The sequence below is a fragment of the Tateyamaria pelophila genome, from assembly GCF_019966495.1.
GTDB classification, from domain to species: domain Bacteria; phylum Pseudomonadota; class Alphaproteobacteria; order Rhodobacterales; family Rhodobacteraceae; genus Tateyamaria; species Tateyamaria pelophila.
In genome coordinates, this window is record NZ_JAIMIA010000014.1 from 44,978 (window position 1) to 65,456 (window position 20,479).

At 60.1% G+C, this 20,479-nt stretch carries 18 protein-coding genes; 10 read left to right on the top strand and 8 right to left on the bottom strand.

Annotation, left to right across the window (positions count from 1 at the left end; translation table 11 throughout):
• The first annotated feature begins 31 nt into the window (after positions 1–31).
• The 3 genes from LC354_RS06995 (at position 32) to LC354_RS07005 (ending at position 3,189) form a co-directional block, all read left to right on the top strand.
• Complete coding sequence (locus LC354_RS06995; protein WP_223422365.1) at positions 32–1,537, top strand: tripartite tricarboxylate transporter permease; 1,506 nt, start codon at positions 32–34, stop codon at positions 1,535–1,537.
• Positions 1,534–1,992: a tripartite tricarboxylate transporter TctB family protein gene (locus LC354_RS07000; protein WP_223422367.1), complete on the top strand. Its 459-nt coding sequence runs from the start codon at positions 1,534–1,536 to the stop codon at positions 1,990–1,992. The genes LC354_RS06995 and LC354_RS07000 overlap by 4 nt, the downstream gene beginning before the upstream one ends.
• A gap of 66 nt (positions 1,993–2,058) precedes the next feature.
• On the top strand, positions 2,059–3,189 hold the full coding sequence (locus tag LC354_RS07005; protein WP_223422369.1) for an alpha-hydroxy acid oxidase: 1,131 nt from the start codon (positions 2,059–2,061) through the stop codon (positions 3,187–3,189).
• 40 nt (positions 3,190–3,229) lie between these two features.
• On the opposite strand, the gene LC354_RS07010 is transcribed toward LC354_RS07005, so the two are convergent.
• From LC354_RS07010 to LC354_RS07030, 5 genes are all read right to left on the bottom strand, one after another.
• Positions 3,230–4,525, bottom strand: a complete 1,296-nt coding sequence (locus tag LC354_RS07010; protein ID WP_223422371.1) for a hypothetical protein — start codon at positions 4,523–4,525, stop codon at positions 3,230–3,232.
• Positions 4,526–4,731: 206 nt separating this feature from the next.
• Positions 4,732–6,621 (bottom strand): propionyl-CoA synthetase, encoded by a 1,890-nt coding sequence (locus tag LC354_RS07015; RefSeq protein WP_223422372.1) that lies wholly within the window; start codon positions 6,619–6,621, stop codon positions 4,732–4,734.
• Between the two features lie 127 nt (positions 6,622–6,748).
• Positions 6,749–7,003, bottom strand: coding sequence for a hypothetical protein (locus LC354_RS07020; protein ID WP_223422374.1), 255 nt, complete (start codon positions 7,001–7,003; stop codon positions 6,749–6,751).
• 109 nt (positions 7,004–7,112) lie between these two features.
• On the bottom strand, positions 7,113–7,367 hold the full coding sequence (locus LC354_RS07025) for a hypothetical protein (RefSeq protein ID WP_223422375.1): 255 nt from the start codon (positions 7,365–7,367) through the stop codon (positions 7,113–7,115).
• 129 nt (positions 7,368–7,496) lie between these two features.
• A complete protein-coding gene (locus LC354_RS07030) occupies positions 7,497–9,770 on the bottom strand; it encodes an NADP-dependent malic enzyme (protein WP_223422377.1) in 2,274 nt (757 codons plus the stop codon).
• A gap of 193 nt (positions 9,771–9,963) precedes the next feature.
• Between LC354_RS07030 and LC354_RS07035 the strand changes: the two genes are divergently transcribed.
• The 6 genes from LC354_RS07035 to LC354_RS07060 all read left to right on the top strand — a co-directional run bounded on the left by LC354_RS07035 (position 9,964) and on the right by LC354_RS07060 (position 15,876).
• Positions 9,964–11,067 (top strand): cupin domain-containing protein, encoded by a 1,104-nt coding sequence (locus LC354_RS07035; RefSeq protein WP_223422379.1) that lies wholly within the window; start codon positions 9,964–9,966, stop codon positions 11,065–11,067.
• Positions 11,064–11,462 carry a cytidine deaminase gene (locus tag LC354_RS07040; protein WP_223422380.1) on the top strand — a complete coding sequence of 133 codons (399 nt, stop codon included), beginning with the start codon at positions 11,064–11,066 and terminating at the stop codon, positions 11,460–11,462. The genes LC354_RS07035 and LC354_RS07040 overlap by 4 nt, the downstream gene beginning before the upstream one ends.
• On the top strand, positions 11,459–12,766 hold the full coding sequence (locus tag LC354_RS07045; RefSeq protein WP_223422382.1) for a thymidine phosphorylase: 1,308 nt from the start codon (positions 11,459–11,461) through the stop codon (positions 12,764–12,766). Before LC354_RS07040 ends, LC354_RS07045 begins: the two co-directional genes overlap by 4 nt.
• The gene (locus LC354_RS07050) at positions 12,766–13,935 is read left to right on the top strand and encodes a phosphopentomutase (protein ID WP_223422384.1); all 1,170 of its coding nucleotides are present in this window, start codon (positions 12,766–12,768) and stop codon (positions 13,933–13,935) included. The genes LC354_RS07045 and LC354_RS07050 overlap by 1 nt, the downstream gene beginning before the upstream one ends.
• Positions 13,936–14,100: 165 nt before the next feature.
• The gene (gene upp, locus LC354_RS07055; protein ID WP_223422386.1) at positions 14,101–14,733 is read left to right on the top strand and encodes a uracil phosphoribosyltransferase; all 633 of its coding nucleotides are present in this window, start codon (positions 14,101–14,103) and stop codon (positions 14,731–14,733) included.
• A gap of 69 nt (positions 14,734–14,802) precedes the next feature.
• Positions 14,803–15,876, top strand: coding sequence for an SPOR domain-containing protein (locus tag LC354_RS07060; protein WP_223422387.1), 1,074 nt, complete (start codon positions 14,803–14,805; stop codon positions 15,874–15,876).
• Here the strand turns inward: LC354_RS07060 and LC354_RS07065 are convergent.
• The 3 genes from LC354_RS07065 to LC354_RS07075 all read right to left on the bottom strand — a co-directional run bounded on the left by LC354_RS07065 (position 15,873) and on the right by LC354_RS07075 (position 18,997).
• Positions 15,873–16,886 carry a hypothetical protein gene (locus tag LC354_RS07065; protein ID WP_223422389.1) on the bottom strand — a complete coding sequence of 338 codons (1,014 nt, stop codon included), beginning with the start codon at positions 16,884–16,886 and terminating at the stop codon, positions 15,873–15,875. The two genes, LC354_RS07060 and LC354_RS07065, sit on opposite strands and share 4 nt — an antisense overlap.
• Before the next feature lie 153 nt (positions 16,887–17,039).
• The gene (locus LC354_RS07070) at positions 17,040–18,239 is read right to left on the bottom strand and encodes a Coenzyme F420 hydrogenase/dehydrogenase, beta subunit C-terminal domain (RefSeq protein WP_223422391.1); all 1,200 of its coding nucleotides are present in this window, start codon (positions 18,237–18,239) and stop codon (positions 17,040–17,042) included.
• Positions 18,236–18,997 carry an NAD kinase gene (locus LC354_RS07075; protein ID WP_223422393.1) on the bottom strand — a complete coding sequence of 254 codons (762 nt, stop codon included), beginning with the start codon at positions 18,995–18,997 and terminating at the stop codon, positions 18,236–18,238. The genes LC354_RS07070 and LC354_RS07075 overlap by 4 nt, the downstream gene beginning before the upstream one ends.
• Before the next feature lie 162 nt (positions 18,998–19,159).
• Here LC354_RS07075 and glyA point away from each other — a divergent pair, with 162 nt between their 5' ends.
• Complete coding sequence (gene glyA / locus LC354_RS07080; RefSeq protein WP_223422394.1) at positions 19,160–20,455, top strand: serine hydroxymethyltransferase; 1,296 nt, start codon at positions 19,160–19,162, stop codon at positions 20,453–20,455.
• Positions 20,456–20,479 lie beyond the last annotated feature (24 nt).

Genomic DNA, 20,479 nt, shown 5'->3' on the forward strand with positions numbered 1-20,479 from the left:
AGTCAGCGGTTAACCCAGGGAAGGGATGACAATGGAGTTCGGTCATTTTTTGTCGGCCCTCACGCCGCTCAACCTGGGCTTGGCCCTGTTTGGGGTCATTGCGGGAACGGTCGTCGGATCAATCCCCGGGTTAACCGCCACGATGGCACTGGCCGTGCTGGTGCCGATTACATTCAGCATGGAACCTGCCTCCGCGCTGATCCTGCTGGGCGCCATCTATACCGGTGCCATCTACGGCGGTGCATATTCCGCCATCCTGCTCAACACCCCCGGCACGCCGTCTGCGATTGCCACAACCTTTGATGGCTACCCCATGGCCAAACGGGGCGATGGCGATCTGGCCGTCGCATTGGCCTGTTTTGCCTCGGTTTTCGGGGGCATGGTCGGGGCGATTGCGCTGCTCTTTCTGGCCCCGCCCTTGTCCAAGGTCGCATTGGCTTTCGGCCCGGTTGAATATTTCTGGCTCTCTGTCTTTGGCCTGTCGCTGATCGCATCGCTGTCGGATGGCAACCTGGCCAAAGGGTTGGCGGGCGGCGCGTTCGGCATGATCCTGTCCACCGTGGGCGTGGCCGAGATTTCGGCAGATATCCGGCTGACCTTTGGCAGTCAGGTTCTCATCGGCGGCTTTGGTGTGGTGGGCGCATTGATCGGGCTCTATTGCATCCCGGTGCTGATCGACCTGGTCGCCGTACCCGACCGGCACCTGAAGGTCGAAGACGACGTCAAATCCGTGCGTATCGGCGAAGCCTATCGCATCGCGATGAAGTCAAAATTCAATCTTGTGCGCTCCTCAGTGATTGGCACGGTGGTGGGGATCTTGCCCGGTGCCGGTGGGTCCGTCGCCGGACTTGTTGCCTATTCCGAGGCGAAACGGACAGCGAAACCCGGACAGAAATTCGGCGAAGGCGAACCAGATGGCATTCTGGCCACCGAGTCCGCGAACAACGCGACCGTGGGCGGCGGGTTCATCCCGACGCTCGTTCTGGGCATACCCGGAACGCCACCGGATGCAATTGTTCTGGGTGCCCTGCTCATTCAGGGGGTGCGCACCGGACCGTCGATGTTCTCGCAAAGCGGTTCCATCGTTTATACCTTCATCTACGGGCTGATCATCGCAACCATCCTGATGCTGCCTGCAGGCTTGCTGATTGGGCGCTATGCGTACAAATCCATCGTCTCGATCCCCAAGGCGGTGCTCGTCCCTGCCGTTGGTTTCATGACGATCATCGGAACTTTCGCCATCCACAACAGCGTCTCGGACGTGTTCATCATGCTGTCGCTGGGTGTTTTTGGCTGGGTGGTCGCCCGCTTTGGCTTCAAAGCCTCACCGATTGTGCTGGGCCTCATTCTGGGCCCGATTGCAGAGCAGGGATTTGTTCAGGGCTGGACCATCGGTGCCGCAACGAACAACCTCTTAGGCATGTTCTTTGGCCGCCCCATTTCTCAGGGCATCCTGGCCTTCACGCTGATAACACTGTTCCTGCCGCTCTTTCTGGAGCGCAAACACCGCAAAACTGCGAGGAAGACCAACCAATGATCAATGCGCCCGAAGCCAATTCGCAAGGTCAAATGGGATCTTTGCTCGTCTCTTTCTTCTTTGTCATCGCGGGTGTCGTGACCCTTTACGACACAACCGGGTACACGGATCGCGACAGCCAGGTTTTTCCACAAACCGTAGCGATCATCCTGATCATCACCGCCAGTATTTCCTTAGTTACGCGGTTCCTCAAACCCTCGGATGAGGGCGGGTTCGGCGATGGCGTCTGGTGGCGGCGTTGCCTGCTGATCGCAGCGATGTTTCTTGCCTGTTTTACAATGCCTTACCTTGGGTTCCTCCCCGCCGGAGCGATAGCCTTTGCAGGCGGCTTGATTGCGGCGATGCATGATCGCTGGAGCGTCGGCACGGTCTTGCTCTATTGGGTTTCAGGGGCGGTAACGATGGTCGCTTTCTTTTCGCTGTTCAAATTCGTGCTGCTGGTGCCGCTGCCCTAAAACGCGCTTCTCCAACACCCTCCAGACGTCTCCAACGGGGCGCTTCTTCGGCAAAGGCCTCAGACCATGATTTTCGACAACACCATACACGCGTTCGAAGATGCTCGCCGGATCGCGCGTCGGCGGCTTCCCTGGATGGTGTTCGACTATATCGACGGCGCGGCCGGGACGGAATATGCCGAGCGGCTCAATCGCGACTTGCTCCGCGCCCTTTGGTTGCAGCCGCGGATTCTGAAGAATGTACAGCACCGCAATATCACGACGCCCTTGTTCGGCAAGCAGGCCGGTTTGCCCTTCGGGATCGCACCGATGGGCATGTGCAACCTGTCGTCTCCCAAGGCGGATATCTTGCTGGCCGGGTTGGCGGCGAAACACAAGATCCCCGTCGGTGTCTCGACGGTCGCCTCCACGTCGCTGGAACGAATGATCGAATTGTCACAAGGCCACGCCTGGTTCCAACTTTATCTCAGCGGAGCCATGGAAGGATCGAACCGGCTTGTGGCGCGCGCCAAAGCCTCCGGCTATGAGACCCTTGTACTGACTGTCGACGTCCCCGAAGTCGGCCGCCGTCCGCGCGAGCTGCGGCGCGGGTTCAAGATGCCGTTCCGCATCGGCCCACGGCAATTCATAGACTTTGCCTGCCATCCTCTGTGGTCCATTCCGCAGGTCATGATGGGCAAGCCCGAAATGGCAAATTTCGGCGGCGAACATGGCGAATTCGACCGCACCGAAAGCCGGGCGGCGGCCACTTGGGACACGCTGGCCCAAATACGTGACGACTGGAAAGGCAACCTCGTCGTCAAAGGGGTCGTCAGTGTCGAAGATGCGAAACGCCTGCATACCGCCGGGGTCGACGCCATTCAGGTCTCGAGCCACGGAGGGCGTCAATTGGACGGTGCAAAGCCCGCGATCCTCGCGTTGCGCGACATCCGCGCCGCCGTGGGTCCGGACATGACACTGTTCTATGACAGCGGTATTCGAAGCGGTGAAGATATCGTCAAAGCCTATGCCATGGGTGCAAATTTCGTGTTCCTCGGGCGGCCGTTTTCCTTTGCCATCGCGGCCGGTGGCGCACGGGGCCTGACGGAAATGACCGACCTGCTGGCGGATGAGGTCAGTATCACGCTGGCGCAGCTTGGTCTGGACGATATCAATGACATCACATCGGATGTCCTGGCCCCGAACCCGAATATCTGATTGCCATCGGAAAACATCTCCAGGCCCGGCGCATGACCGTTTATGTGCCTGGACCGTCCACGATCCTTTGCAGTTCCCGCTTTACCAATGCAGGCACGAAGATAAAGCTGCCGTCCCGCAGGTAGCTCTTGGAGAGCAAGTCGTACACATCCCGCGACAGGATCACCGGAAGGTAGGCCGTGTGTTTCCGCGAGACGACCTGATGTTCGGTCTCCAGATCAGAAATGTCATACCCGACCACAAGATTTTCTTCGCGGGTCGACTGATATCCCAACAAGGCCAGCCGACGGTAAAACTCGGCACTATATTTCTCAGCGCCCTGATTGGATGCCCGAAAGAAAATCTGGCGGCCATCCGCAATCTCGATAATGCGCCGCAGCGTGATATCTGTAGGATCAGCGACCGTGACCCCCTCGTACTCGGCCTCGATCGTGCGCAAGCTGACCTCATCATTCGGAGAGGCCACTCTACCATCGATCGACGAGGTGACAAACTGGCTGCGTTGCTCCTTGTCGCCGACGATGACGATGCTTTTCTGGGCCCAGCCAACCTCTTTTTCGTATTCACGAATGCGCTGCACCGCGATTTCGACCCGGTGCGGCGCCGCATCGTATTCCTGCGGCCCCGGCAAAAAAAGGTGTTCGTCGACCACGGGAAACAGCATGTATTCGCCCGCATCCTGTGTATTGAACTGATCCAGAGCCCGCACGAATCCTTCGTCCCCGTCCGCACTGATGAACTTGCCCCAAAGATTTGTGTAAAGCGGCCGCGACGAAGAGAGTGTCGGACCGATGGTCGGGTTATCGACCACAAGGCTCTTGGCGACCTGATCCCCGTCACCGGCAAACAGCAATGAAAAGCCGGATGGGAAATTGAACCGGCCGTTGCCCTCATCAATTGCCTTTCTCAGTTTTTCCTGAGCATCATAAACCCGGTCTTTCCAGTTGTTTTTATTGATCTTGCGCCACAACTGCCGAATTCCCGCCACGCCGAAGGCATAGATCAGAATATTCGGCAGATGGTACATCAGATGCTGTTTGCCAACTGGCTTGCCAACCAACCCCCAGACGTAATCCAGCGCCTTTGCCAACCGCTCGGGCAGCAAGAAAAATCCGGGCAGCACGCTGATCAGGTATTCGCCGACCTCCGGAAATATCACGAGGACCGACGCGAAGAACAGGGTCAGCCAGCCAGCGACTCTGAGCATGAAACGCGCAAAGCTGGTGGTTTCCGGAAAGCTGTGAGTCAGAAACGGCTCGACCAGCTCGATATCCAGACGGTCACCAGCTCGGACTTTTTCAGCGATCCTGACCAATGCTGTCTTGGAAAGTGGCACGTATCTGAAACCTTAATTCTCTGTCCCACCCACCTAAAACGACGAGCAGGCTGCCGCCAAGCTGCCAATGAAAGGCCGATGGATCAAGCAAATTTGCGTGCGATACGGTGAATGCGCATGCCAATCTTCACCTGGCATGCGTGATCTTGTGCAGAAAAGTGACATAAAAACGGCCACATATCCGGTTTGCCGACGCGAGAAAGCGCTTAGCCCTTGGCGTAGCCCAGCGCTTGCAAGGCAAGCTTGATCTCATCCAAGATTGCCGGGTCGTCGATGGTGGCAGGCATCTTGAACGCTTCGTTATCGGCAATCTTGACGACCGTAGCGCGCAATATCTTGCCCGATCGGGTCTTGGGCAACCGGTCCACGACCATTGCCTGTTTGAAGGCCGCCACAGGCCCGATCTGATCCCGCACGCGCTTCACGCATTCTTTGACGATCTCTTCATGCGGGCGGTTTACGCCCTTCGTCAGACACAAAAGACCGACAGGAGCCTGGCCCTTGAGCGCGTCGCTGACCCCGATGACCGCACATTCCGCCACGTCCGGATGACCGGCCAGAACCTCTTCCATCGCGCCCGTGCTCAGGCGATGGCCGGCCACGTTGATCACGTCATCGGTCCGGGCCATGATATACAAATAGCCGTCCTCGTCCATCATGCCCGCATCGCCCGTCTCGTAGTAGCCGGGGAAAGCGTGCAAATAGGACTTCTTGTACCGATCATGCGCATTCCACAGCGTCGGCAAGGTGCCCGGCGGCAGTGGCAGCTTGATCGCAATCGCGCCCAACTCGCCCGGCGCGACGGGGTGCCCTGCCTCGTCCAGGATTTGCACGTCATAACCCGGCATTGCGACGGTCGGAGAGCCGATTTTCACCGGCAAGGCCTCGAGGCCCGCAGGGTTGCCCGCAATGGTAAAGCCGGTTTCCGTCTGCCACCAGTGATCGTAAACCGGAACACCCAACACCTCTTGCGCCCACACGATGGTGTCGGGATCCGCGCGCTCCCCCGCAAGATAGAGCGCCCGCAATCCGCTCAGGTCATATTTTTGCCGCTCCAGTCCCTTGGGGTCTTCGCGTTTGACCGCCCTGATCGCCGTGGGGGCCGTAAAGAAACTTTTGACGTCATGTTCTTCGATGACACGCCAGAACGTACCGGCATCGGGGGTGCCGACGGGCTTGCCCTCGAACACGATCGTTGTGTTGCCATGCACCAGTGGCGCGTAGCAGATGTAGGAGTGCCCCACGACCCAGCCGACATCGGACGCGGCCCAGAACACCTCGCCCGGCTCAACCTGATAGATGTTTTTCATGGTCCAGTTGAGGGCAACCAAATGACCGCCCGTGTGCCGGACGACCCCCTTGGGCGCACCGGTGGTTCCGGAAGTGTAAAGGATGTAGGCAGGATGGTTCCCTGCGACAGGCACGCACGCCGCTGGTGTCACACCCTCTTGGCATTCGTGCCAATCGACATCTAGCGCGGTCAGGTCACACGGGTTTTGCTCGCGTTGCAGAATGACGCAGAACTCGGGTTTATGGTCGGCCATCTCAATGGCCCCCTCAAGAAGGGGTTTATACGCAACGATGCGGCCCGGCTCCAACCCGCAAGACGCCGCGATGATGGCCTTGGGCGTGCAATCGTCGATACGAACCGCCAGCTCATGTGCAGCAAAGCCGCCAAACACCACGGAATGCACCGCACCCAGACGGCTACAGGCGAGCATCGCAACCAACGCCTCGGTCACCATCGGCATGTAAATGATAACGCGGTCCCCAAGGGTCACACCGCGCGCGGCCAATGCCCCGGCTAGCGAAGCGACTTGATCCTGGAGTTCTGCATAGGTGGTTTTTGACTGCGTGCCGGTGATGGGGCTATCGTAAATGATCGCCACCTGATCACCGCGACCGGCCTCCACATGCCGGTCCACCGCGTTCCAGCAGGTGTTGACCTTTGCATCGGCGAACCATTCGTACAAGCCGTCGCCGTGATCGAACAAGGCCTTTTGAGGCGCCTCAAACCAGTCAATCGCTTCGGCTTGCTTTAGCCAATACGCCTCTGGATCAGCCTTCCAGCGATCATATTCCGCGCGATACCCCATGAGTTCGTTCCTCCACCTTTTCGATCTCACAAAGGGTTACGCCCGGGCAAGGGCCCGGGGCAAGAGGTGTGAGCGCAATCAGTGACGGAATAGCGCCATTTAGTGAAATGACGCGTGCTTTGGTCTGTTAGCGGTCCCCCTCCGAGCGGGCATCGCGAATGGCTCCGGCGCAGTCCTCGTCGTCGGTCGCAGAGCAGTCAACGAAACGTGCACCTACTTTAATGGTGCGGATCGAATATGTTGAGCCGTCCGCGCGCTCCAACTCGCGTGTGACCGAACTATAGGTCTCGTCGTTATAGACAAATGTACCTTCCGTTTCGCTGATCGTTTTCGCCCATGCGGAAAGCGGAAGCGCCATCAGAAATACTGCGATAAATCTCATCCAAACGTCTCCTGACTTTGATGAATTGTTTCCCTATGAAGGATTTTCAGGTCCTACCATCGAGTGTTAAACCAAAATAATCGCGAACTTGGTTGCTCGCAACAGTTCCCTATCGGTTGCCTGAATGGTTTCTGTCGCGAATGGCCGCAACGCAGTCCTGATCGTCGGTCGCAGAGCACGTTACACTGCGCCCGCCAAGCTGAATGGACCGCCTTTCAAATGTTGTCCCGTCGTTGCGCACGAATTCACGTGTCACCGTGGGTAACGCCCGGCCGTTATAGACGAATGTCCCCTCCGTCTGGTTTGCCGTCTCCGCGCAAGCGGCCAGCGACAAGACCACCAAGAACAACACTGCAATTCTCATTCAAACGTCTCCTGTCTTTGCTCAAAATCACATTACATCGAATCAACTTTTGGTCGTGCAACAAATTATTGAACAGCATTCACTTATTCGTGCACAGGATCCCGGCCTTGGGCGGGACAATCGCAAGACTTATCCGTAATGTGTAACCGGCGTCCCTGCGACAGCCGACATGTTCAAAAGCCCTCGTGCCGTGATCGACGGGCTCACGATATGTGCCCGGTTACCCATACCCATCAGGATCGGACCCACTTCGAGACCCCCGCCTTTCATCTTGAGGATATTGCGCACACCGGACGCCGCATCCGCATGCGCAAAGACCAGAACGTTGGCAGGCCCCTTCATCCGGTTGCTGGGAAACAGCCGACTGCGCAATTCGGGGTCGAGGGCGGTATCTATGTTCATCTCGCCTTCATAGCAAAAATCATGACCCTGTGTATCCAGCATCCGGATCGCTTCGCGCAACCGCCAGCCTGATCCATCCCCCTGATTCCCGAACTGGGATTGCGAGCAGAATGCGACATTCGGCTCGATCCCGAACCGGCGCACGTGACGGGCAGCCCCAACCGCGATCTCCGCGATCTCTTCGGGCGTTGGGTGCAGATGCACCTGCGTATCGGCGATGAACAGCGGGCCGTCTTCGAGGATCATCATGCTGAGCGCACCGACCGGGTGCCGCGCTTCACGCCCCAACACTTGCGTGATGTAATTCAGGTGCCAGCGAAATTCGCCAAATGTGCCGCAAATCAGGCTGTCCGCCTCATCGCGGTGCACCATCACGGCACCAATAGCCGTTGTGTTGGTGCGCATGATCGCCCGGGCCAGATCGGGGGTCACCCCGCGTCGGCACATGAGGCTATGGTAGGTTTCCCAGTAATCGCGATAACGGGGGTCATTTTCCGGGTTCACCAGATCCACGGTGTCGCCCATTCTGATCGTCAGACCTGCCCGTTCGATGCGCGCCTCGATGACCTCTGGGCGACCGATCAGGATGGGGCGTTCCGTGGTTTCCTCGACCATGGCCTGGGCTGCACGCAGAACGCGCTCGTCTTCGCCTTCGGCAAACACGATGCGGCGCGCCCGGGCGCGGGCGGCTTCGAAGACGGGACGCATCAGCAAAGCGGACTTGAACACCGATCCATCCAGTTTTCGCTTGTAAGCCTCAAGGTCGTCGATGGGTCGGGTCGCCACGCCTGTCTCCATGGCTGCCTTGGCAACGGCGGAACTCACAATGCTCACAAGCCGCGGATCGAAGGGTTTGGGAATCAGGTACTCGGCTCCAAAGGTCAGATGCTCACCTTGATAGGCCGCCGCCGCTTCGGCACTGGTCGTCGCGCGCGCAAGGGCGGCGATCCCTTCGATACAGGCCAGTTGCATCTCGTCATTGATGGTCGTGGCCCCGACATCCAACGCCCCCCGGAAGATGAACGGAAAACACAGCACGTTGTTGACCTGATTGGGAAAATCGCTCCGTCCCGTGGCGATGATGGCATCCGGGGCCACTTCGCGCGCCAGATCGGGCAGGATTTCCGGTGTGGGATTGGCCAATGCGAAAATGATCGGCGCCTTGGCCATTTTCTTCACATGATCCTGAGAGAGCACCCCGGGTCCGGACAGGCCCAGAAACAGATCGGCGCCGTCAATCACGTCGTCCAGCGTGCGTTTGTCGCTGGGCTGCGCAAAGGCCGCCTTGGCCGGATTCATGTCGATTTCGCGGCCTTCGTAGACAAGCCCATGGATGTCGCACAGCCAGACGTTTTCGCGTTTGACACCCATCTTGAGCAACATGTTGAGACAGGCAATCCCGGCGGCCCCGCCGCCGGTCGAGACAATCTTGATATCTTCAAAGCGTTTTCCGGACACGTGGAGCGCATTCTTGGCCGCCGCCCCGACGACGATAGCCGTACCGTGCTGGTCGTCGTGAAAGACCGGGATATTCATCCGCTCGCGGCAAATCCGCTCGACGGTAAAGCAATCGGGGGCCTTGATGTCTTCGAGGTTGATCGCACCGAAAGAGGGTTCAAGCGCGCAGACGATATCGGCCAGTTTCTCCGGGTCCGTTTCGTCGACTTCGATATCGAAGCAGTCGATCGATGCGAATTTCTTGAAGAGCACCGCTTTGCCCTCCATCACCGGTTTGGAGGCCAGCGCGCCGATGTTACCAAGCCCGAGAACCGCCGTGCCATTGCTGACCACCGCCACCAGATTGCCCCGCGCGGTATAGCGGGCGGCATTGGCGGGATCGTCCTTGATTTCGAGGCAGGCCTCGGCCACGCCGGGCGAATAGGCCCGCGCAAGATCGCGCCCGTTTGCCATCGGCTTGGTTGCGCGGATCTCGAGTTTGCCGGGTTTTGGGAACTCATGATAGTCCAGCGCGGCCTGGCGGAGGTTCGGTTGATCGGACATGGTGCCTCACTTTGAAAATTTGGTTTAGCGTTAAACGAGTATTGCGCTCTGGCCAATGACCATGGTGCTTCTTAGCTGCATTTTGATCGTCACACGAGCCTGCGCATATCACCGTCGAGGGGGCGCTGCCCCCATGGTGGATTGCATCCCCCATTCCCCCGGAGTTTATTTGGCAAGATGAAGGGGGATCGCAATGACAGATATTCAGGCGGAAATACGGCTGCCAACCACCGCGCTGCAAGATGACATTCCATTTTACACCAAGGTTTTGGGCATGCGTATGGATATGATCTACCCTGCGGATGATCCGATCGTTGCCGTGTTTTTCGGGCATGGAATACGGATCCGTATTGAAACGGGCGCGATTGAATCGCCGGGCACAGTGCGCATTCTGACGGATGATCCGGACGGGTTCGCAGGCGGTCTGCGCTTGTTGGAAGCGCCAAATGGGACCCGCATCGAGATCGCCGATCTGAACCCGCCGTTGAGCGTCCCGGAGACGGCCCACAGTTTTGTCGTGCGTCGGCTGGCGGATCAGGCCCCCTGGGTCATCGGGCGCGCCGGGATGCAATATCGCGATCTGATTCCCGATCGTTTGGGCGGCGCAATCATCGCCAGTCACATCCGTATCCCCGATGGCGGGCCGGTGCCGGACATGGTGCACTATCATACGATCGGGTTTCAGTTGATTTTCTGCTATCGGGGCTGGGTCGATCTTGTTTACGAAGATCAAGGGGACCCGTTTCGCCTGACCGCCGGGTCCTGTGTCATCCAGCCCCCTGAAATCCGGCATCGCGTTCTGTTCGCCAGTGATAATATCGAGGTCATCGAAATCGGCGTGCCTGCGGAACATATCACGACGATCGATCACGAAATGACCTTGCCGAATGGGCCTGCGAATCCGCATCGACGGTTTCAGGGCCAACGGTTTGTGCATCACAGGGCCGACGAGGCCACGTGGCGTCCTTTCCGCCTGCAAGGCTTTAAAGCCAGCGATACCGGGATTTCCGAGGGCACCCAAGGCGTTGCCGACGTCAAGGTCGTCCGCCGCGACACAGGTGCTGCGCAGTGGGCGTCTCATGACAGTGACATCTTGTTCAACTTTGTTCTGGAGGGCACGATGACCCTGGAAGGAGAAGGCCGCGATCCGGTGCCATTATCACCGGGAGACGCCTTTGTTATTCCACCGGGGATGGCCACGCGCTATGCAGAGATCTCATCCGATCTGGAGTTGCTGGAAGTGTCTTTGCCCGGCGATTTCAATACCAATCCGGGCCAGCCTGAGGACGTGACATGAGTGTTTTGAAAGAAGCCGCCGTCGCTGTGCGCGAGAATGCACACGCGCCCTATTCCAACTTCAAGGTGGGTGCGGCTATTCGCTCCGCTTCGGGGGCGGTCTATGTGGGCTGCAATGTCGAGAATGTGGCCTATCCCGAAGGCACCTGTGCCGAAGCCGGAGCGATTGCCGCGATGGCTGCGGCCGGTGACTACGAGATCGCGGAGGTTTACGTGGTGGCGGGCAGTCCAATGCCTGTGACCCCCTGTGGCGGGTGCCGCCAAAAGCTGGCCGAGTTCGGAGCGGGAGATGTGGTCGTCACCATGGCCACGACCGGCGGCATGGAACAGATGACGACCCTGGCCGACCTGCTGCCCGGTGCGTTTTCCCAGGCCTTTCTGGATACTCAAAAATGAGCTCGGCCCGCGCCATCATTGCCAAGCTGCGCCAACACGAAACCCCCACTGCGGCGGAACTGAATTGGTTCGCGCAGGGTCTTGCGGATGGGGGCGTGACGGATGCGCAAGCAGGGGCTTTTGCCATGGCGGTTTGCCTGAACGGGCTGGGGGATGAGGGCCGCGTGGGTTTGACCTTGTCGATGCGTGACAGTGGCCGTGTCTTGCACTGGGACCTGCCCGGACCGGTGCTTGACAAGCATTCAACTGGCGGAGTGGGCGATTGCGTGAGCCTTGCGCTTGCCCCCGCACTCGCCGCGTGCGGTGCATTTGTACCGATGATCTCAGGGCGCGGGCTGGGTCATACAGGCGGCACATTGGATAAACTTGATGCCATCCCGGGCCTGTCAACGCAGTTGAGCGAAGCGCGCTTGCGCGACACTGTGGCCAAGGCGGGCTGTGCGATCATCGGTGCATCCTCTGACATCGCGCCGGCTGACAAACGTCTCTATGCGGTGCGCGATGTGACTGCGACCGTCGAAAGCCTCGACCTGATCACCGCGTCGATCCTGTCGAAGAAACTGGCGGCGGGGCTGGCGGGGCTGGTGCTTGACGTCAAGGTGGGATCGGGCGCGTTCATGAAGGATATGGAAGCGGCACGCGCCCTGGCGCAAGCTTTGGTCAAGACCGCCAATGCCGCCGGATGCAAGACATCCGCCCTGATCACCGACATGAGCCAGCCGCTGGCGCCGGCCTTGGGAAATGCGTTGGAAGTGGCCGAGGCCATGCGCGTTCTGACGGGACAGGTGCGCGGCCCGTTGGTGGATCTGTCGGCCGCCTTGGGCGGTGTTCTGCTGGCCAATGCCGGGCTGGCAAAGGACGTGCAGGACGGAGCCAACGCAATTGCGGCGGCGATTGCGGACGGGCGCGCGGCGGAACGGTTCGGGACGATGGTCGGGGCAATGGGTGGCCCGGTACAGTTTGTCGAGAATTGGCCACGGTTTTTGCCGGAGGCAACCGTGATCCGTGAAATCTGTGCGCGCGAGGCCGCCTATGTGTCGGCCATCGATGGTGAGGCACTTGGACTCGCCGTCGTAGATCTGGGCGGTGGACGTGCGGTCGAAACGGATCTGATCAACCCGGCGGTCGGCCTCTCCGGCATCGCCAGGCTGGGTACGTATCTGGCCAAGGGTCAGCCCTTAGCCGTCATCCATGCGGCGCGCCCGGGTGATGCAGACAAGGCGGAGGACGCATTGCGGCGCGCAATCACCCTAGGGCCAAACGCGGTAGATGTACCGGAATTGATCACGGAAAGGGTCGGCTGATGGCGCGTGCGTTTCTGGTTGTGATGGACTCCGTTGGCATCGGGGGCGCGCCCGACGCGGGCGACTACTTCAACGGGGATGTGCCCGACACCGGCGCGAATACTTTGGACCATATCGCGCAGGCTTGCGCGGCAGGTCGCGCGGATGAAGGGCGGTCTGGCCCCTTGCACCTGCCCAACCTTGGCCGGATGGGAATTTGGAAGGCCGTTGCGCTGGCCGCAGGGGAAACGCCGAAGCCCGGCCCATATGGGGCGGCCACTGAAATTTCGCGTGGCAAAGACACACCATCGGGTCATTGGGAACTGGCCGGTGTGCCCGTTCCATGGGACTGGCACTATTTCCCTGATCAAAACCCCGCATTCCCCGACGACGTGGTTGCCGCCGTCTGTGAAGCGGCGGGTGTCGCAGGCATTCTGGGCAATTGCCATGCCTCCGGCACCGAGATCATTGCACGGCACGGGGACGCCCATATCGAGACGGGATTTCCCATCTGTTACACCTCGGCAGACTCGGTGTTCCAGATTGCAGCACATGAGGAACATTTCGGCCTCGATCGCTTGCTGGCGCTGTGCGCTGCAGTTGCGCCAATGCTGCACGACATGCGTGTCGGCCGCGTGATCGCGCGCCCCTTTGTCGGTTCAGAGGGCGCATTTGAACGCACTGGCAATCGTCGCGATTATGCAATCACGCCGCCTGCCCCGATCCTGAGCAATTGGGTACAGGATGCCGGGCAACGCGTTTATGGGGTGGGGAAAGTTGGTGATATCTTTTCCATGCAGGGCTTTGACGAGATGCGCAAAGGACCGGATGCAAAACTGATGGAGCACCTCTCCGACCTGGTGGACACGGCGGAGGGTGGCAGCCTGACCTTTGCCAATTTCGTTGAGTTTGACAGTGTTTATGGCCATCGGCGCGATGTGGCTGGATACGCACGGCATCTGGAATGGTTCGATGCGGCTCTGGGCGACCTTCTGCCCCGTTTGAGGCGCGGTGACATGATGATCCTGACGGCGGATCACGGAAATGACCCCACCTGGGTCGGCACCGACCACACCCGCGAACGCGTGCCCGTTTTGGTAACGGGTGGCGCAGTTTCCGAAGTTGGATTGATTGGCTTTTCCGACGTAGCCGCCATGGTCGCACGCCATTTGGACGTCTCACCAAAATGAGCGCCTGTCGGCGCACACGGTTTGTTTTGCGCTGACGCGCAAGATGAAGGGGCTGTCTGCCCCCTCACACTCCCCGGAGGATATTTTTGGCCGAAAGACGTTGGGGAGTTGTCTCTATCTCAGTGACGCGGCAAAAGGGACGCGTTGTCCAAAGGAGCTTGCCCCATGTCCGAACACCTCACCGTCGTTGATCATCCATTGGTACAGCACAAGCTGACGATCATGCGCGATCGCGACACGCCGACGGCCGTCTTTCGCCAGCTTTTGCGCGAAATCAGCCAGCTTCTGGCCTATGAGGTGACACGTGGTCTGGAGATGACGACAAAGCGGATTCATACGCCAATGGCCGAAATGGATGCGCCGACACTGGCAGGCAAGAAGCTGGCGCTGATTTCGATCCTGCGCGCGGGCAACGGTCTGTTGGACGGTGTGCTGGAATTGATCCCGTCGGCCCGTGTTGGGTTTGTCGGTCTCTACCGGGACGAAAAGACACTTCAGCCTGTGCAGTACTATTTCAAGGTGCCCGAAGCGATGGAGGACCGTGTGGTGATAGCGGTCGACCCGATGCTGGCAACGGGCAATTCCTCTGCGGCGGCCATTGACTTGCTTAAAGGTGCGGGGGCCACGAATATTCGCTTTTTGTGTCTGCTTGCCGCCCCGGAAGGCATTGCCCGGATGGAAGAGGCTCATCCCGATGTGCCGATTGTCACTGCGGCGGTGGATGAGCGCTTGAACGAGCTTGGCTATATCATGCCCGGTCTCGGAGATGCAGGGGATCGCATGTTTGGCACCAAATAGGCGCCAAGCACGCTTTACGCACTCCCGGTCATAAGGCATCTTTCAACGCATGATTTGCGGGGGCATATGATGAAATTAGCAAAAATCGCTGCCCTTTCCCTGATCCTCCTGTCGATCGGGACGATGCCATCGGTTGCGCAAGATCAGCGCAGCGTTCAGGCCCCGGCCAACCTTCCTCCCGCGTCGTTCACAGGCACCCAGTTCGTCGACAGCAACGGCTGTATGTTCAGTCGCGCGAATATCGACGGCACTGTGACCTGGGTGCCTCGGGTCAACTCACGGCGTCAGTTGGTCTGTGGCCAGCCCCCCACGCTTGTTGCCAAATCCAATCCGGTTGAGGCCACATCATCAGCACAGCGAACCACCGCCGATACGCCAACTGCGCCGACTCCCGGTTCACCCCGCACAGCGTCCACACGCCAAGCGGCCGACCCGGTCGTGGTGCCGACCACGCGCAAGGCTGCGGCGGCACCGGGCGCGCCTGCGGATGCGTCGCAGACAGCCATCACAGGGCATACGCGGGTTCTGCCAAAGCATCTTTATGAAAACCGTCCGCGTGAAAAAACGATCATTCCCAAAGGGTACCGCCCCGCATGGGACGATGACCGGCTCAACCCGCGCCGCGCCGAGCAAACCCTTGAAGGGATTGCCAGAACCCGGATGCTTTGGACAAACACGGTGCCCCGGCGCTTGATCGACCAAAGCACAGGCCGTGATGTTACAACCACCGTTCCACTGTTTTATCCCTATACGGATATTGATACGCAACAGCGTGAACTGGGCCGCGCGACGATCGTGCTGCGTAATGGGCAGGTCCAGAAACGCGTGCTGCGCACCAAAAACCCGGATGCACGTCCACCCGCGGTGTTGACACATTCCGCCCCCGCAACGACTCCCGAAGCCGCACGGTTAGAGCACTTTGTTCAGGTTGGCGTGTATGGCATATCGGCCAATGCAGACGCTGCGGCACAAAAGTTGGCGGGCGCAGGATTGCCCGCCCGCAGGGGCACATTGAAACGTGGTGGCACATCGTACAAGCTTGTTATGGCCGGACCATTCGCAACTGCCGCCGACGCGCAACGGGCTTTGGGCAAGGTGCGGGCCGCCGGGTTCAGCGACGCCTATTTACGCAAGTTACGCTAGCTTTCGCAGATGGCCTGGAGTTGCAGCCAGTCGGCGTCCTGCATGATCGGGGACGGATCAGCACCGCTCATCGGATCGGCTTCGATCAACTCCACCGTTTCCTCGCCCGAGATATCACGCGCACGCGCGTAGGGCGTGCTGCGCACCTCCGCAGCGGCAAAAGCAGGCAGCAACACATCGGCGTCCAAAAGCGCCATTGGGTTGGCCAGTCGCGCTTCGGTGAATGCGTCGAGCGCCCGGTCCGGCACTTGTCCGGTTGTCAGCAGCGTTGCGGTGGCCCGCGTGCCTGCGTGTTCAAGCAGTTGCCGCAAGGGCGGCGTCAGCGTGCTGCGCACCCGTTCGGCCAGCACGTAGCCTGCGGCAACGTCAGGCTCCTCGAAATCTTCGACCAGAGTGCGATTGATGACGACCATGCCGCCCGGCAAGGCCAGAGCTTCGCGCACGCCACCGGGCAGCACCACAACACGTGTCACGCCGGTGCGTCTGGCCAGCGCCCGGAGCGCCGGTGCACCTTCGGGGGTGCGGCACGGCGGGCCCGAAACCCGCTCGATCCGGTTGAGAAGGGCCCTCCCGAGCTCGGCCTCTTTGACCGATGGCACGACGCGCAAGGCATGATCCACCAGCGCACCGGGCACCCAGAAGATGGCAAGGGCTGCAACAGCGGACACAGACAAAGCTGCCCCCAGCCAGCGCACACGGCCCGGGCGCGGCCGGGCCCGCGCAACCGCTTGTCGCAGCGTGTTGATAGCCTTGATCATTTCAGTCTCAGAGGGGTCAAGCTCCAGTGTCTCTTCCGGGTCACCGTCGGGAAAGAAAATCGCGCCCGGCCCGTCGGACGGCGCTCGTTCAACAGCGGCCAGCGACCAGTGCGTCAGGGCCCTGTCATTGATATCGGAGATGATCAGAGTTGCGTCGCCGATCGACACAACAACCTCGCGCCGCTGTTCCGATGGGTTCGGACGCCACAGGCCCGTCGCCTCGATCCGGTCATATTTACTGAGTGCTGTCATGCTGCCAACTGCTCGGGTCTTTGCCGCCCCTTTTCCAGCACAATCCTAGCATGGGCCTGCGCGCAGGCCAAGCGACCACAGACGATCCTTGGCCGCTCCATGGCGCACCAAGGGTGCGCCTTACGGGCCTTGCGGCGCGCGGCCGCTCCAGGTTCATGTCGCAGATGTATCGTCCCGCTCACCGTTCAGCGGCTTCAGATCATAGCGTGCTGCGATCTGCCAGACATGATCGGGGATCATATTCTTCATTTTCGCGGGCAGCGCGCGGCGCAGATGCAGGATTGTCTCGGCGGCTTTCATCTCGACCCGTGTACGCGCGAATTCGAGCCCGCGCGGGCCTGTGCGCGGTTGCAGCCAACTGACGATAGGGCGCACCCAGTCGGGCATACGGCGCAAGGGCAACCCTCCGGCCGCGCGGGCGGTGTTGGCAATGAACCCCTTGACCGCAGCCTTCCGTTTGCCGCGACTGCCCACGGGCTGCAATGTAATCGTGTCCCCTAACCCGTCCAGCATTTCGGCCCCGCTCGCATTACGCACGAGCACCCACTGTTCCCCCTCGCCCGCCATGTACCCCACCGTAATATCGGCCAGCACGTTAGTGTAATCGACACAGGTCCGGCAGGTCAGCGGAAAGAAATCCGACGGCAAGTCCGAAATGGGCAGTTTCAGGAACGGGATCAGCCGTTGCCGCCCGTCATCAAAGCGCAATTCAACCCGGTAATCCGCACGGAATTCCAGATAGTTGATGCTGTCGGGGTCCTCATCCAACAAAGCCAGAAACTGATGGAAATTCTCGGTTGTCGTGTTGTCCGAACAAGGCGTGCCAATGACATAAAGCCGCTCTAGCCCCAACCGGGTCTCCAGCTTGCGCAAGGCATAGACCTGACAGGGGATGCCGATCAGCGCTAAACGGTTAAAGCCCCGCGCCTGCGCCTCTTCCAGCAGGGCCAACAGCGGCGCGTATCCCATCCGCATGCCCCGCGCCCGCGCCATATCAGCGGGGTCGGTGATGAGCGCCGGTTGCGGCTTCCAGCGATCCTCGGCATCGGGCACCATTGTCAGCACCGCATCGACCTTGCCTTTGGACAAAAGATCGGCGCCCAGACCGGTGGTGATACCGGTCCATTGTGCGCCATCCGCAGGCTGCGCCATGCGCGCGCGGTGCATCGCCTGCACGGGGCCGAAAAACAGCTCGTCCCCGTCGCCGCGACTGCGTCCATGAACGGCCTGCTCCATGCCCGGATAGTCCGGCTTGATGAACTGGCACGCGGTGCCGCAGGCCGACGGGTCCGCCATGCGCGACACGCCGCAATCAGTACACAGACTGCGCGGAACGGGATCGCGCAGCTTCATGTGAACTGCTCCGAGATCAGCCGCTCTTCAAGCCCGTGACCAGGGTCAAACAGAATGCGGTGGACAACGCTGGGTTCCGACCGGATTTCGACCGCCTCGACATTTTCGAACGATCGCGAGTCCGCCTCTGCCATCACCGGGCGCTTTTCACTTTCCAGAACATCGAACCGCACATGGGCTGTTTTGGGCAACAACGCGCCACGCCAGCGACGCGGGCGAAAGGCGGCAACGGCCGTCAGGGCCAGAACATCCGATCCGATGGGCAAAACCGGACCGTGCGCCGAGTAGTTATACGCCGTCGAGCCCGCAGGCGTCGCCACCAGCGCGCCGTCACACACCAGTTCCTCCATGCGCAAACGCCCATCGACGGAAATGCGTAGCTTGGCCGCTTGCGGACCGGCGCGCAGCAGCGAAACTTCGTTGATCGCGAGCGCCTTGTTCACAGTGCCATCCGCATCCCAGGTGGTCATCGACAACGGGTTCACCTCTGCCTCTTCGGCAGCTTGCAGGCGGTCCACCAGATTGCTTTCGCGGTATTCGTTCATCAGAAAGCCGATCGTGCCGCGATTCATACCGTAAACCGGTGCGGCCAGGTGCTCGGTGTCATGCAGGGTCTGCAACATGAAACCATCGCCCCCGAGTGCCACGATAATATCCGCGTTCTCCGGGTCAACGTCCCCGTATCGCCCGATCAACGTCGCACGCGCCGTCTGCGCCACTGCTGCCCGACTTGCCGCAAAGGCGATCCTGAGGCTCATCCATATTTCCTATTGCTTCCGTTCTGTCGCAACAGAAACATATAACACAACCGCTGACCAGCATTGCCGCGATAAAGTCGATTTACAGCTTTGCGAAAGCCGTCCAGTCCGATACGACACGGCGCAAGTTTATCGATTCATGCCCCTTCAAGGAGAGTTCCAATGAACGCACCGCACCGCACCGATGGATTTTTCTCGACCTCCCTCGCCGACAGCGATCCCGAACTCTACGGCTCGATCCGGGACGAGCTGGGCCGCCAGCGCGAGGAAATCGAGCTCATCGCCTCCGAGAACATCGTGTCGCGCGCCGTGCTCGAGGCACAAGGGTCGGTGATGACCAACAAATATGCCGAAGGCTATCCGGGCCGACGCTATTACGGCGGCTGCCAATATGTGGACGTGGCTGAGAACCTTGCCATCGAACGGGCCAAGAAGCTCTTTGACTGCGCATTCGCCAACGTGCAGCCAAATTCCGGCAGCCAGGCCAACCAGGGCGTGTTTCAGGCGCTGTTGCAGCCCGGCGATACGATCCTCGGCATGTCGCTGGATGCGGGCGGTCACCTGACGCATGGCGCCAAGCCCAACCAGTCAGGCAAGTGGTTCAACGCCGTGCAATACGGTGTGCGCCGCGACACGCTCGACATCGATTATGACCAGATGGAAGCGCTGGCGCTGGAGCACAAACCGGCAATGATCATCGCCGGTGGCTCCGCCATTCCGCGGATCATCGACTTTGCCCGCATCCGCCAGATCGCCGACAAGGTCGGCGCCTATGTGCTGGCGGACGTTGCCCACTTTGCCGGCCTGATCGCGGCGGGCGAATACCCCAACCCGCTGCCTCATGTGCACGCCGCCACAACGACGACGCACAAAACCCTGCGCGGACCGCGCGGCGGAATGATCCTGACCAATGACGAAGCGCTGTCGAAAAAGTTCAACTCGGCCATCTTCCCCGGCATTCAGGGCGGGCCCCTGATGCACGTCATCGCGGCCAAGGCCGTCGCCTTTGGCGAGGCGCTGGACCCGTCGTTCAAGGCCTATCAGAAACAGGTCATCAAGAACGCACAGGCACTGGCGGATCAATTGCACAAGGGTGGCCTCGATACCGTGACTCACGGTACTGACACCCATTTGATGCTGGTTGACCTGCGCCCCAAGGGTGTCAAGGGCAACGCCACCGAACAGGCACTGGGCCGAGCCCATATCACCTGCAATAAAAACGGCGTGCCGTTCGACGATGAAAAGCCGACGATCACATCCGGCATCCGCCTCGGATCGCCTGCGGGCACCACGCGCGGTTTTGGTGAGCCTGAGTTCCGCCAGATCGGTGACTGGATCAATCAGGTGGTCGACGGGCTGGCCGCCAACGGCGAAGACGGCAACGGCGCAGTCGAAGCGCGGGTCAAGGCCGAAGTCGCGGAGCTTTGCGCCCGTTTCCCGATCTATCCTGGGCTGTAAGAGCAGCGCGCTTCTTTCTCAGAC